At 68.4% G+C, this 13,713-nt stretch carries 13 protein-coding genes; 5 read left to right on the top strand and 8 right to left on the bottom strand.

The window, feature by feature from the left end; translation table 11 throughout:
* Nucleotides 1-48 precede the first annotated feature (48 nt).
* Complete coding sequence (locus GM656_RS06870) at nucleotides 49-1,407, top strand: hypothetical protein (protein WP_194242949.1); 1,359 nt, start codon at nucleotides 49-51, stop codon at nucleotides 1,405-1,407.
* Between the two features lie 36 nt (nucleotides 1,408-1,443).
* Here the strand turns inward: GM656_RS06870 and GM656_RS06865 are convergent, their stop codons facing one another.
* A complete protein-coding gene (locus GM656_RS06865) occupies nucleotides 1,444-3,669 on the bottom strand; it encodes a CDC48 family AAA ATPase (protein ID WP_162412924.1) in 2,226 nt (741 codons plus the stop codon).
* A gap of 255 nt (nucleotides 3,670-3,924) precedes the next feature.
* Here GM656_RS06865 and GM656_RS06860 point away from each other — a divergent pair, with 255 nt between their 5' ends.
* Together GM656_RS06860 and larC are read left to right on the top strand one after the other, a co-directional pair.
* Entirely contained in the window at nucleotides 3,925-4,341 is a 417-nt protein-coding gene (locus GM656_RS06860) for a universal stress protein (protein ID WP_162412923.1), read from the top strand.
* Between the two features lie 112 nt (nucleotides 4,342-4,453).
* Nucleotides 4,454-5,797, top strand: coding sequence for a nickel pincer cofactor biosynthesis protein LarC (gene larC, locus GM656_RS06855; RefSeq protein WP_162412922.1), 1,344 nt, complete (start codon nucleotides 4,454-4,456; stop codon nucleotides 5,795-5,797).
* On the opposite strand, the gene GM656_RS06850 is transcribed toward larC, so the two are convergent.
* Nucleotides 5,798-6,595: a hypothetical protein gene (locus GM656_RS06850; RefSeq protein WP_162412921.1), complete on the bottom strand. Its 798-nt coding sequence runs from the start codon at nucleotides 6,593-6,595 to the stop codon at nucleotides 5,798-5,800.
* A 167-nt stretch (nucleotides 6,596-6,762) separates the two neighbouring features.
* Between GM656_RS06850 and GM656_RS06845 the strand changes: the two genes are divergently transcribed.
* Nucleotides 6,763-7,593 carry a hypothetical protein gene (locus tag GM656_RS06845; protein WP_162412920.1) on the top strand — a complete coding sequence of 277 codons (831 nt, stop codon included), beginning with the start codon at nucleotides 6,763-6,765 and terminating at the stop codon, nucleotides 7,591-7,593.
* 41 nt (nucleotides 7,594-7,634) lie between these two features.
* The gene (radB, locus tag GM656_RS06840; protein ID WP_162412919.1) at nucleotides 7,635-8,342 is read left to right on the top strand and encodes a DNA repair and recombination protein RadB; all 708 of its coding nucleotides are present in this window, start codon (nucleotides 7,635-7,637) and stop codon (nucleotides 8,340-8,342) included.
* A 208-nt stretch (nucleotides 8,343-8,550) separates the two neighbouring features.
* Here the strand turns inward: radB and phoU are convergent, their stop codons facing one another.
* The 6 genes from phoU to GM656_RS06815 all read right to left on the bottom strand — a co-directional run bounded on the left by phoU (nucleotide 8,551) and on the right by GM656_RS06815 (nucleotide 13,676).
* Nucleotides 8,551-9,231, bottom strand: a complete 681-nt coding sequence (gene phoU, locus GM656_RS06835) for a phosphate signaling complex protein PhoU (RefSeq protein WP_162412918.1) — start codon at nucleotides 9,229-9,231, stop codon at nucleotides 8,551-8,553.
* A gap of 105 nt (nucleotides 9,232-9,336) precedes the next feature.
* The gene (locus GM656_RS06830) at nucleotides 9,337-9,663 is read right to left on the bottom strand and encodes a hypothetical protein (RefSeq protein ID WP_162412917.1); all 327 of its coding nucleotides are present in this window, start codon (nucleotides 9,661-9,663) and stop codon (nucleotides 9,337-9,339) included.
* A 55-nt stretch (nucleotides 9,664-9,718) separates the two neighbouring features.
* The gene (locus GM656_RS06825) at nucleotides 9,719-11,254 is read right to left on the bottom strand and encodes a TrkH family potassium uptake protein (RefSeq protein ID WP_162412916.1); all 1,536 of its coding nucleotides are present in this window, start codon (nucleotides 11,252-11,254) and stop codon (nucleotides 9,719-9,721) included.
* A gap of 95 nt (nucleotides 11,255-11,349) precedes the next feature.
* Nucleotides 11,350-12,681 (bottom strand): Trk system potassium transporter TrkA, encoded by a 1,332-nt coding sequence (trkA, locus tag GM656_RS06820; RefSeq protein ID WP_162412915.1) that lies wholly within the window; start codon nucleotides 12,679-12,681, stop codon nucleotides 11,350-11,352.
* A gap of 110 nt (nucleotides 12,682-12,791) precedes the next feature.
* Nucleotides 12,792-12,920: a hypothetical protein gene (locus GM656_RS19470; RefSeq protein ID WP_277815042.1), complete on the bottom strand. Its 129-nt coding sequence runs from the start codon at nucleotides 12,918-12,920 to the stop codon at nucleotides 12,792-12,794.
* 207 nt (nucleotides 12,921-13,127) lie between these two features.
* Complete coding sequence (locus GM656_RS06815; protein ID WP_162412914.1) at nucleotides 13,128-13,676, bottom strand: DUF7344 domain-containing protein; 549 nt, start codon at nucleotides 13,674-13,676, stop codon at nucleotides 13,128-13,130.
* Nucleotides 13,677-13,713 lie beyond the last annotated feature (37 nt).

Raw genomic sequence — 13,713 nt, 5'->3', positions numbered from 1 at the left:
GTTTGAGCCTTCACCAGCTATTTGACAGCTCCCGGAAAGGTGTCACGTATGCCCTCCCACGGTTCCCGCTCGCTCCCCCTCCTCCTGAGCGTCCTGCTCGTCGGTTCACTGCTCGCGCTCGCCGCGCCCGTCGGCGCAGCGCCGCCGCCACGACCGCTCTGTGACGCCTGCGGCGACCAGTTCGCGACGACCGCGGAACGCCACGGCGTCTCGCTCGCCGTCGAGCGCAGCACGGCGACGGTGGCCGTCCACGAGAACGGCACCGCCACGTGGGTGGTCCGGAACCATCTCGCCGGCGACGGCGCGAGACTGCGGTCGAACGCGACGCTCCGGCGCGCCATCGGCGACCGCGCGATGTGGGACGTCGAGTTCCTGAACGCCACGGTCTCCCGGAGCGGCGTCGTCACGCTCCGGTATCGCGAGCCCGATTTCGCCGAGCCCGCGATCGGCGGGACATTCCGCTCCGGGGCGTTCACCGAGACCTACGGCTATCGAAACATCGACGGTCTCGGCGCGGACCGCCTCGTCGTCGTCGCGCCGCCGGGCACGCGCGTCGGGCGGCCGCTGCCGGACAGCACCGTCTCGTCTGACGGTCGCCAGATGCACATCACGTCGTTCGACCGCGGCGGCATCGTCACGTTCGTCCCGCAAGAGAGCGCCGTCGGCCCGCTCCTGAGCCTGCTCGCGGTAGTGACGATGCGCGGCCCCGCCGTTCTCGGGAATCTCTTGACGAACGTGGCCGTGCCGGCCGCCGCGTTCGGCGTACTGGTCGGTGCGGTCGGCGGCGGACTGTCAACCATACGCCACCGCCTGGCCACCGGCGCGAGGGGAGCGGGCTGCGCACTCGCGGGCATCGGGCTCCTCGTGGCGCTCGCCCCGCTGGTCGCCGGCGGTCTCTCGGTCCTCAGCAGTTCGGTCGCCCCGCTACTTGGTGTCGGAATCGCCTTCGTCGCGCTCGGACTCGGCCTGTCGCGGACCGGACCCGAGTGGGTCCGCTCGTTCCCGGCGCTCGTCGGCGTCGCGGTCGGTGGACTCGCTGTCGCGGTCCTCGCCACCGCCGTCGGGACCCTCGCCGTCGGAATCCGCGGGCTCACGCTCGCGATGTGGACGAGCGCCAGGTTCCTCGTGCCGGTGTTCGCGCTGCTCCCCGCCGGCTACGCGGTCGGCGCGGGCCGACGACGACTCGGCGTCGCGACCGCCGTCCTCGGGTTCGTGCTGGCCCTCGCGCCGACGGCGACGCTGTACTCGCCGTTCTACGGGTTCGGCGTGCTCGTCTTCGTCTTCGTGCTGGGGATGGCCGCGGGCGTCGTCGCGCTGGGCGCGCCGCTGTTCGGCGTGGGCTTCGTCCTCGCGACGACGCGGCCGTCCGACGAAGCGGAGAACGACGCCGCTCGCGGCGAGCAGTGAGCGGCGAGCGGAACCGCAGAAAACGGGACTGCGACGTTACTGGAAGCCGATGCGGCCGCCGGTGCCGGCCTGGCGCTGCGGGCTGGAGCCGCCCTTGAACTCCTCTTCCATCTGCTCGTAGTACTCGCGGATGTCGTCGGTGATGGTCGGGCGGACGCTGTCGATGGCCTGTCGGAAGTGGCGCATCTCGACCTCCTCGGCGTCGTCGGCCTCGCGGAGCGCCTCGATGGCGGCCTCGCGGGCGATGGACTCCAGGTCGGAGCCGACGAAGCCCTCGCTGACCTCGGCCAGTTCGCGCAGGCTCACGTCGGGCGACAGCGGCGTGTCGTCGGTGTGGATCTTCAGGATCTGCTCGCGGCCGTCAACGTCCGGCTCGCCGATCATGACGAGGCGGTCGAAGCGCCCCGAGCGGATGAGCGCCGGGTCGATCATGTCCGGCCGGTTCGTCGCGCCGATGACCATCACGTCCTCCATCTCTTCGAGCCCGTCCAGTTCGGTCAACAGTTGGTTGACGACGCGCTCGGAGACGTTCGACCCCATCTCGCCGCCGCGGCCCGGCGCGAGCGAGTCGAGCTCGTCGAAGAAGATGACGGTCGGAGCGACCTGTCGGGCCTTCCGGAAGGTCTGGCGGATGGCCTTCTCGCTCTCGCCGACCCACTTGCTGAGCAGCTGCGGGCCACGCACCGAGATGAAGTTCGCGTCCGTCTCGTTGGCGACGGCCTTCGCCATCAGCGTCTTCCCCGTGCCGGGCGGGCCGTACAGCAGTACGCCCGAGGGCGGCGTCACCCCCATTCGCTCGAACTTCTCGGGGCTGTTCATCGGCCACTCGACGGCCTCCTGGACCTGCTCTTTGGCCTCGGTCAGGCCGCCGACGCTGTCCCAGGACACCTTCGGGAGCTCGACCAGCACCTCCCGCATCGCCGACGGACTCACCTCGTTGAGCGCGCCCTTGAAGTCGTCGCGCTTGATTATCATCCGGTCGATGAGGCTCGGCGGGATGTCCTCCTCGTCGAGATCGATCTCGGGGAGGTAGCGGCGCAGCGCCTTCATCGCGGCCTCCTTCGTGAGGCTCTCGATGTCAGCGCCGACGAAGCCGTGGGTGTCGGTCGCCAGCTTCGCGAGGTTCACGTCGTCCGAGAGGGGCATCCCGCGGGTGTGGATCTGTAGGATCTCCTCACGGCCCACCTCGTCCGGGACGCCGATCTCGATCTCGCGGTCGAAGCGGCCGGGGCGACGCAGCGCCGGGTCGACGCTGTCGACGCGGTTGGTGGCGGCGATGACGATGACCTGGCCCCGCGATTCGAGGCCGTCCATCATCGTCAGCAGCTGGGCGACGACGCGGCGCTCGACCTCGCCGGTCACGTCCTCGCGCTTTGGCGCGATGGAGTCCAGTTCGTCGATGAAGATGATCGACGGGGCCTCCTCGCTGGCGTCCTCGAATATCTCGCGTAACTGCTGTTCGGACTCCCCGTAGTACTTCGAGATGATCTCCGGCCCGGCGATAGAGAAGAAACTGGCGGAGGTCTCGTTGGCGACGGCCTTCGCGAGCAGGGTCTTCCCCGTCCCCGGCGGACCGTGGAGCAGGACCCCCTGTGGCGGCTCGATGCCGAGCTTCTTGAAGATCTGGGGGTGTTTCATCGGCAGTTCGACCATCTCGCGGACGCGCTGAATCTCGTTCTGGAGGCCGCCGATGTCCTCGTACGTGATGCCACCGCCGGTCTTCTCGAAGCCGGAGATGGGTTCCTCGCGGAGTTCGACCTCCGTGTCCTCGGTGATGAGACAGACGCCCTCGGGGTCCGTCTCGACGGCGATGAGCGGGATGGCCTGGCCGGGCGAGCGCATGAACGGGTGGTTCGTCGAGGACATCACGGGGACGATGTCGCGCTCGACGACGGGGCGCTTGAGGATCTGCCGTTTGACCATGCCGGCGGCGTCGGAGCCGAACTGGACCGACGCCTCCTCAGGGGGCGCGAGGACGAGCTTGTCCGCCTTCTCGGCCTCGGCCTTGCGGATAGTGACGCGCTCGCCGATCCCCACGTCGGCGTTCTGGCGCGTGAACCCGTCGATGCGGACGGTGTCCGTGTTCCAGTCCTGGCGGTCGGCGCGCCAGACCTTCGCCGCCGTCGTGTCGCTGCCCTCGATCTCGATGATGTCGCCGGGCGAGAGCTTGAGGTGAAGCAGCGTATCGGGGTCGAGTCGGGCGATGCCGCGACCCGAGTCGTTGGGGTACGCCTTCGCCACTTCTAATTGGACTTCGTTCATAGTAGAGTCAGCTTATAACGAACTGGGGTAGCCCCGGAGATATGCTTTATGCTACCGGCGGGCAAGACGCCCGGCGACGGATTTATATGTTACCTAATAACATGGGGTCGAGAGCGACAGCGAACAGCGAGGCCGCGACGGGACCGAGCGCGACCGCGGGGTTCTCCGGACCCGACAGGTCAGGGTGTCTGTCACCACACTGCGCCGACCGCCGGAATCGCCTCGTTTCATAAGGCTGGACCCGATAGCGCTGATATGGTCTTTCTCGTCCCCTTCGACGGATCGCCGCTCGCAGACGCCGCGCTCGACCGCGCAGTCGCCTACGCCGCCGCGCTCGACGAGGACGTCGTCGCTGTCGCTTTCATCCCGACCGGCGACGACTACGCCGAACGCCGCCGCCGCGTGGACCCCACTGAAGACTTCGCCGCCGAGACCGCGGCGAGCGACCTCCGACGCAAGATCGAGGAGGCGACCGACGACGCCGAACTCCGCTACGACGACGTGAGCGCCCACTCCACGAGCGAGCTGTCGGCGACCATCCGACAGACCGCTCGCGACGTCGACGCGGGCGTCGTCTTCCTCGGGAGCGACGACAGCGAGAACATCGTCGTCCCCATCGAGGACCTCACCGACGGCGACGGCTACGACGTCCACATCGTCCGCCAGGACTGAGACGGCCGTCGTAACGAGGTCTCGGTGTTCACCCCGCCTCGCCGAACACCGGTACACGACGACGAGCGTCCGTATGACCGGGCTTTTACTCGCGGGGCGCGAGGCCCCGACTATGCGAACACTCGCTTTCGACGGCCGGACGGGCGCGGCGGGCGACATGCTGCTCGGCGCGCTGCTCGCGGCCGGTGCGGACCGCGACGCCCTGTCGCCGGTCGAAGACGCGCTCGACGTGGCGTACGCCGTCTCCGAGGTCGACCGCTGCGGCGTCGCCGCCACGCGCGTCGAGGTGCTTCTCACCGACGACGGCGGTGACGACGAGCAGAGCGACCGCGGCCGCGAACACGGAGACTCGGACGAGGGTCACGACCACGCCCACTCGCACGACGGCGATGGCGGCCACGACCACCAGCACGACCACGACGGGGGTCACGACCACGGCGACCACGACCACGCGCCCGCGGAGGGCCACGGACCCAGTCGGACGTACGGCGAAGTCGTGGACCTCGTCGAGGAGATGCCCCTCCCCGAGGAAGTCAGAGACGACGCGCTCGCTATCTTCGAGATTCTGGGGACCGCCGAGGCGTCGGTCCACGGGACGGACCTGGAGGGGACGCACTTCCACGAGGTCGGGGCCGACGACGCCATCGCCGACGTGGTCGGGGCCTGCCTGTTGCTCGAGGACCTCGGCGTCGAACGGGTGCTGACGACGCCGCTCGCCACCGGCGGCGGGACCGTCGAGATGAGCCACGGGACCTACCCCGTCCCGACGCCGGCCGTCGTCGAGATCGCCGAGCGGGCCGACTGGTCGCTCCGGGGCGGTCCCGTCGACGCGGAACTGCTCACACCCACCGCCGCGGCCATCCTCGCGCACGTCGCAGCGGGCGTCGACTCCCTCCCGCCGCTGCGGGTCGACGCGTCCGGCTACGGAGCCGGCGGCTGGGACTTCGACGACCGGCCGAACGTCCTCCGGGCGTCGGTCGGCGAGACCGCGGGCCGCCTGCGCCGCGACGACATCACCGTGCTGGAGACGAACGTCGACGACGTGTCTCCCGAGGTGCTCGGCGACCTCCAGCGCTCGCTCGGCGATGTCGGCGCGCGCGACGTGTCGGTCGTCCCGGCGACGATGAAGAAGTCGCGCCCCGGCCACATCGTGAAAGTCATCTGCAAGCCCGGGGACGCCGAACGCGTCGCCCGCCGCCTCGCCGAGGTGACGGGAACGCTCGGGGTCAGGGAACACGGCGCGGGCCACCGCTGGGTCGCCGACCGCGAGTTCGAGACCGTCGCGCTCGCCGTCGGCGACGAGACCTTCGAAGTGACGGTCAAGGTCGCGAGCGACGGCGACGGGTCGGTGTTCGACGTGAGCGCCGAGTACGACGACGCGGCGGCCGTCGCCGAGGCGACGGGCCTCTCTGTCAGGGAAGTCAGCCAGCGAGCAGAGCGGATGGTCAGAGAGTAGTCAGGCGTCGTCGCTCTCGGCGTCCGTCGGTCGTTCGCCGTCATCGGTCTCCTCGCCGTCGTCACTCCCCGTACCCCCGTGTTCCGCGAGCGCTTCCTCGACGGTCAGTTCCCCAGCCGCGACGCGCCTTGCGAGCCCCTCCCCGATAGCGCGGTTCGTGTCGCTCGCTTCCCGCGAGCGGTCCTTGATCCGCGTCAGTTCGCCCGCCGTCGGCTCGATGGGCCGGCTCTCGATCTCCTCGCCGTCGAGGCGGGCGATGTTGACCGCGGCCAGTACGTCGCCCATCCCGCGTGCCCCGGACCCCAGATAGGGCGTCGTCCCGGTCTCGTCGACCAGTTCCACCGGGACTGACTGGATGTCGTCGATGATGCGCGCGCCGACGAGTCGCGCACCGTCGCCGATGCGGACGACCGGATCGACCGCGTCCTCGACCTCTCGGCGGACGATCTCACCGGCTTCAGCCGCCGGCACCTGGAACGCGGCGACGACCATCTCCCCGTGCAAGACCGCGATGCCCGGGCGCTCTCCGGGGTCGATACCGATGACGGTCCGCCCGTCGCCGCCCCGGAGCGTCGAAATGGCCGACTCGACGGCTTGCCGGGGGCGGTCCGACTCCGCCCGCACGACTTCGACGCCGTCGGGCACCTCGACCGCGTCGCCGGCCGCGACGACCGCCACCCGCGTTCTCTCGGGCCACTCGTCCCCCGGTTCGATAGTGGTAAACGACACCCCGCGGTCACGGAGTTCGGTGACCACGCCGTGGTAGACCTTGAAGTCCTCGGTGGCGACGACGATCACGCCTCGATTTCGCGGGCTGCGTACTTACAGGTGTGGGCCCGCGTTGACGCCGTCGCGGGAGCTCCCGATAGTTACCAGATACCGTCGAATAGGGCTATTATCACACTGCTATAGATACCTCTTGGAAATAATGGACTTTTTAGTAACAAGTGTGAGAACGAACGGTGATGCATTCGGCACAAGCCGCCGCCGGCGCGTGCCGGGACGAGGACCCGCGATTCGGGGCGATCTGTGGGGGGTATCTCGGCCTGTTGGCGACGCCGCCGGTGGTGCTGCTCGTCGCGTGGACGGTCTCGCGCAGTCCAGTGGTGCTGGCCGTGACGCTCGTCGCCGCGCTCGTCACCGTCGGCCTCGCCACTGCGTGGTGGCTCCGATCCCGGCCGTCGCTGGCGGTGGCCCTCGGTGCGACCCGCAAGCGATGGGCGTTCATCGCGCTCGCCGTCGGCTACGCCGTCGCCGGCTTCGCACAGACTGGCGCGGTCGGCCCCGTCGGACTCGTGGCGGTGGCCTGTGGGCTCTTCGCGTCCGTGTTCGGCATCGCCATCGCAGTCATGTCCCACACGAGATACGCCGTCTCGGCCACCACCGGACGCCCGGAACTCGCCCGCTGGACCGCGAGCTGGCCCGAGCGCGAGCAGCGGCGACGGTTGCGTCACGGCGGGGCGTTCGCCGGCGTCGCCACTGTCGGCTTCGCCGTCGGCACGATTCTGGAGTCCTCGCTGTTGCAGTACACCGGGCAGGTGCTGTTCCCGTCGGGGTTCGTCCTCATCACCACGGGCGGGACCCGGACGGCGGTCGCCACCGACGCGGGCCTCGAAGTCCGCCACCCCGGCGCGCGGCGCTTCTACGCCTGGGACGACCTCTCGGGGTACGACCTCGATTCCGAGGCGCTCGTGCTCACCCGCGAGTGGGGGGCTGATCTCCGGTTCGCGACGGCCGAAATCGACGACGTGTCCCTCGTCGAGTGGACGCTGGCCGAGCGGCTGGACGACGCGTGACAGTGCCAGCGTTTTTATCGGAACCTGACTAACGCTCGGTCGTGAGCGAGTACGTCCCGACCGGGTGCGACGCGATCGACGGCCTGCTGGGTGGCGGGCTCGAACGCGGCGCGGTGACGCAGGTGTACGGACCGCCCGCGGCCGGGAAGACCAACTTCGCGCTGTCGGCGGTGATGGAAGTCGCCGCCGCGGGCGACGCGGCCCTGTACATCGACACCGAGGGGCTCTCGGCAGATCGCATGGAGCAGGTCGCACGCGGTCGGGCACGCGGGACGGCCCAGACGGTCGACGACCTCGCCGGCCGGCTCATCGTCACCGACGCGCTGGACTTCGACGAGCAGGCAGAGGCCGTTCAGGACGCCGCCGAGTTCGCCGCCGAGGTCGAACTGATCGTCCTCGACAGCGCGACCGGCTTCTACCGCCTCCGACGCGACGACGCGGACGGGGGCGAGACGCTCCGCGACGTGGCCCGCCAGATCACGCACCTGCTGTCCCTGGCCCGCAAGCACGACGTGGCCGTCCTCTTTACGAACCAGGTGTTCACCGACCCCGACAGCGACCGCTCGACGGCGCTGGGCGGCCACACCCTCAATCACTGGTCGAGCGCAATCGTCCGCCTCGACCGCTTTCGCGGCGGCAACCGCCGCGCCACGCTCGAAAAGCACCGCGCCAGGCCCGCCGGCGAGACGGTCCAGTTCCGCATCACCGACGACGGGCTGGCGGGCGACGACGCAGTCGATCCTGCGTAAGCGTTCCCGACGCGGATTCGACGGCCCTATCGAAACCGTCCGAGTAGCCGGTTCGCTGTCGCGGAGGGCATACGGCGAGCGGAGCGAGCCGTTTCACCGGATCGAGGCCCGTGGCCGAGATTCCGGCCTTTTTAGCGTAGATTTTTGCGCCGAGCGGTACCCGCAGGCCGCCGACGACGGCCGAGGATACCCGAGGCGGAAAAAGGTACTAGTAGATGAGGTCGTCGTCGTTCTCGACCATGTACAGCGTGCGGGCGGCGATGTTGACGGCGTGGTCGCCGACCCGCTCGATGTCGCGGATCGTCAGCAGCAGCCGGGACACGTCGGCCATCAGCTGTTCGATCTCCTGCTCGCTGGAGTCGGCGTCGATCTCGCGCTCGATGAGGTCGCGCACGACGGTCTCGGAGGCGCGCTCGCAGCGCTCGTCGACCTCGTCGTCGATATCGGCGATGGCGTAGCACTGCTCGGGGTCCTCCTCGGCGTAGGCGTCCATCGCGGACTCGACCATCTCCAGGGTCACGTCGGCGACCTCCTGGATGTCGACCTCGGGGAACACGTCGCGTTCGGCCTCCAGCGAGTACTCGCCGAGGTTGGTCGCGAGGTCGCCCATCCGCTCCAGGTCGGTGATGATCTTGAACGAGGCGGCGATGAACCGCAGGTCGGAGGCGACGGGCTGCTGGAGCGCCAGCAGGTCGATGCAGTCCTGTTCGAGATCGAGATACAGCTGATTGATCTCGTGGTCGCCCTCGATGACTTCGCGGGCCATCTCCTCGTCTTTCTGCTCGATGGCGTCGAGCCCGAGTCGGAGCCGTTCGAGCACGACTTCGGACATGTAGAGTACGTCTTCGCGGAGCGTTTCGAGTCGCTCCTGATACGATTCGCGTGGCATGGTCCGAACTGTTGCCGGTGGTATGTATCAGCCTTTCCCTTGTCCCAATATCTCCCGATACCGGGGCCGGGGCGGCGACGGTCGCACATCAGGGTCGCCGCCGCGTCACTCGGACTCGGGCGTGACCGACTGGGCGGTCTCGGCTTCCCGAACTTCGATGGCCAGCGTCGTTTCCACACCGAGTGCGTCGCCGCCCTCGACGCGCTCGACGCGGAGGAGCACGTCTTGTGGCGTCGCACAGCCGCAGCTGACGAACTCGTCCCACTCGTCGCCCACGGCGACGGCGCCCTCGTGAGCGCGCTTGAGGTACGTCTCGTAGGTGTCCTTGCGGAGTTCGCCGAGGAGCCACTCGGTGTCGACGTGTTCCCACGGGTCGTCGCCCTCGGCTGGTGCGACGGAGACCGTGACGCGTGAGGCCACTGGACTGGTCATGCAGGAACTACGCGTCGAACCGCTATATCCGCTGGGGTCACCGCGGGCGCAGCGGTCACTCGTTCCAGAACGGACCGGTGAAGATGACGAACACGGGGATGATCTCCAGGCGGCCGAGCCACATCAGGAAGATCATCAGCAGCCTGCTGGTGGTCGGAAACTCCTCGTAGCTGCCGAAGGGCCCGAGGAATCCGAAGCCGGGACCGATGTTCCCGAGCGTCGCCAGGCTGGCGCTGACCGCTTCCAGGACCGTCAGTTCGAGGCCGACGCGCGTCGCATCGAGCATGAGCAGTATCGACGACGTGCCCAGGACGATCAGGTACAACAGCGTGAAGCCGTAGATAGCGCTGATGACGTCCTCGTCGATGACCTGTCCGCCGAGGCGGACGGGCCGGACGGCGTCGGGATGGGCCGTCGTGAACAGCTGTCGGCGGAGGCTCTTGAAGACGACGAGCCAGCGGACGACCTTGATTCCGCCGCCGGTCGACCCGGCGGAGCCACCCACGAACATCGCGAACAGCAACACCGCCTGCGAGGTGGCGTCCCACTGCGCGAAGTCGCTGGTGGCGTAGCCCGTCGAGTTTACCAGTGACGCGACCTGGAATGTGGCCTGCCGCAGAGAGTTTTCGAGCGCGCCCTGCGTGACACCGCCGACTTCCAGCGCCGGCGCGGAGCCGGTGAAGAGCAGCCCCCACAGGAGCACTGCGAAGCCGGCGTTGGCGCCGAGATACGCCTGGAACTCGCGGTCCCTGAAAAACGAGAGGTAGTCGTCCCGGAGCATGAAGTAGAACAGCGCGAAGTTGGTCCCGGCGACGAGCATGAACGGAATGGCGAGCCACTGCACGGCCGGCGAGAACGCGGCCATGCTAGCGGCCTCCGGCGAGAAGCCGCCCGTCGGGAGCGTCGTGAAGCCGTGTGCGACCGCGTTGTACACGCCCATGTTCGGGGCCGCGCCGACCGCGTGGAGCGCGAGCAACAGGACCACGTACAGCACCGTGAAGCCGATGTAGAACAGCCAGAGCAGGCGGGCCGTCTCGGCGATCTTCGGCGTTAGCTTCTGGAGCTCGGGGCCGGGGGCCTCCGACTCGATCAACTGCGCCCCGTTGACGGCGGCCTCCGGGAGGATCGCGACCATCAGCACGATGATCCCCATGCCACCGAGCCACTGGCTCAGCTGTCGCCACATCAACAGGGCGTGAGAGTGCTGTTCGAAGGAGATCTCCACCGTCGCGGTCGCGCCGGTGGTCGTGAACCCCGACATCGACTCGAAGAGGGCGTTGACGGGGTCGCCCAGCGCCGACTCCGTGCCGTAGCCGGCGAGGACGTACGGGATCGCGCCGACCAGCGCGACCGCGCCCCACGACAGCGCGACGAGCAAGAGCCCCTCTCGCGGGCCGAGTTGCGGGTCGTCGTCCAGGCGTTCGAGACCGAGCCCGATGGCGACGGTAATCGCGATGGATGCGAGAAAGACGATGGTGTCGTCCCCGTAGACGAGGCTGATTCCGAGCGGGACGAGCATGGTCGCGGCGAGGTACTTGAGTATCGTTCCAGTGAACGCGACGCTCTGCTGCCAGGCTACGCGGACCGACACGGCGGGTCACCCATTGGACGACCGTGACGCGCCGAGCGCGAAAAATCCCCCGTTCCGCGACCGGTGTAGCCCGGCCACGGCGACGGGCCCCACGCTCAGAGCATGTCGCTCACGGTGTCCAGGCACTCGGCGTCGACGAAGACGACGACGTGGTCGTCGCGCTGGACGACCGTATCACCGCGCGGGATGACCAGTTCGCCGCCGCGGCTGATCGCGCCGACGACGACGCCGGACGGGAACTCCTGGATCGACTCGCGGATCGGGCGGCCGGCCAGGACGCTCTCTTCAGTGACCTCGATTTCGAGCACCTCGGCGCGGTCGGACTCGATGATGGCGACTTTCTCGGCGTCGTACTCGCGCGTGAACCGCGTGATCTCCTCGGCGGTCGCCTCGCGCGGATTGACGGCGACGTCGACCCCGACGGCCTCGAACAGGTCGACGTACTCGCCGGCGTTCACGACAGAGACGGTCCGCTGGGCCCCGAGTCGCTTCGCGAGCAGCGCCACCAGGAGGTTCTTCTCGTCGCTGTCGAGCGCCGCGACGACCGCGTCGGCGTCGGCGATGTGCTCGCGCTCTAGGAACTCGCGGTCCGTCGCGTCGCTTTCGAGGACCGTCGTCCCTTCGAGTTCTTCGGCGAGTTCGCGGGCTCGGTCGTGGTCGTGCTCGACGAGGCGCGGCTTGATACCGCGGTCCTGGAGCAGCGAGGCGGTGTGATAGCCCACGTCGCTCCCGCCGATGACCACGACGTTCTGGGTCGCGTTCGAGTCAGGTGCGATCGCGGCCGCGAACGTCCGGACGCTCTCGGGGCTCCCGATGACGACGATGTCGTCGTCCGCCCGGATCACCGTCTCCCCGCGCGGAATGATCACGTCGTCGTCGCGCAACACGGCGGCGAACGTCAGCGACTCGTAGCGGTCGGCCTCGGCGACCGTCTGGTCGGCGATGGGACTCGATCCCTGGATCTCGAACTCCGCCATCTGGACCATGCCGTTGACGAACGTCTCCACGTCGCGCGCGCCGGGGAGCCCGATGACGCGAGCGATGTTCTCGGCGGTGAGCAGGTTCGTCGCGACCATGTGATCGACGCCGAAGGCCCGGCGAGACTGCTGCCAGGTTCGCAGGAACTTCGCGCTCTTGACCCGCGAGATGGTGAAGGCGTCGGCGATCGTCATGGCCGTGCCGCAGGTGACGATGTTCGTCTCGTCGTCGTCGGTGCTGGCGATGAGCACGTCGGCCTTCTCGATACCGGCCTCGGCGAGCGTATCGAGATCCGCCCCGTCGCCCTCGACGCCGAGGATGTCGGCGTCGTACATCAGGCTCTCGACCCGCTCGCCGTCGATGTCGATGACCGCGACTTCGTGGTTGTCGGAGAGGCTCCGGGCGATACTGGATCCCACCTCGCCCGCGCCGACGATCACGACGTACACTGTCGCTCCTCCGCCTGGTTCATGTCCGACGGCTTCCGGCCGGCCGGTGAAGTGTATTTCCATCCCGCCGGGACGCGTCGCTCGTGGGGAACTCGGCGCTCGACCGGACGCTACGGCTCGTCTCGGAGCGGCGTGTCGATCCAGGAGTAGAGCGGCGACTGGCGATAGAACCGTTCGACGGCGTCGAACGACTCCTTGGTCTCCTCGATCGCCCGCCGCATACTGGCGTAGTCGGTCATGCTCACCCCTTCGGGACAATCCCGTTTGACTATACGTACCCTTACGCCGCGGCGAATTTCGGTATACGCCGACTTCTCGGCGTACGCGAACACGGTCTCGCGCACGGCCGACTCGGTGTGAAAATCACCGGACTCCGCCGCGGCGGGCTCTCGGCTATCAGTGAGTACCAACTGTCTACCCGTCCGCGAGATTCACCGGCGAACCGCTCACTCGCCGAACGGGCCGTATTCGAGGCCGAGGCCGACGAGGTTGACCGCTGCGAGTCCGAACAGGACGACGGCGCTGAGCGCTGGGGGACTGACGATCAGGGCGGGGAGACTGCAGACCGTCGCCACGCACGCGACGGCGAGTGGGCTGACGGGACGGCCGGAATCGGGCTCGCGGTCGGGAGCGTCGAGAAGGTGGTCGATGTCGCCGAACGAGGGACCGGTCTCGACCAGTTTCTCGTCCCGGTCGTACTCGACGAGGCCGACCGAATCGAGCCGCGGAAGATGACTTTGACACAGCGAGATATAGACGCTGTCGTAGAGGTCGTCCTCGTCGGTATCCGGGTCGGTCACCTCGCGGGCGACCGCTCGACCGAGGTCGCTGACCGGGAGACTGCCGTCACGGCCGGCGAGATAGTTGAGACAGGCGCGACGACGTTCGTTCCCCAGGATATCGAACGCCGTGTCGTCGTCGATTCCGGAGTTGTCAGGCGTGACCGTCCGCTCTTCGACCTCACCGACGCTTGCGAGTCCGATAACTGGTGTCATACGGTTGAGTGTCGTCCGGTCGTCACGTCGTGCGATC

The organism is Haloarcula salina, from assembly GCF_010119195.1.
GTDB lineage: Archaea > Halobacteriota > Halobacteria > Halobacteriales > Haloarculaceae > Haloarcula > Haloarcula salina.
Note: the sequence above shows the minus strand (reverse complement) of the source record. Positions and strands in the feature narration are given on the sequence as shown.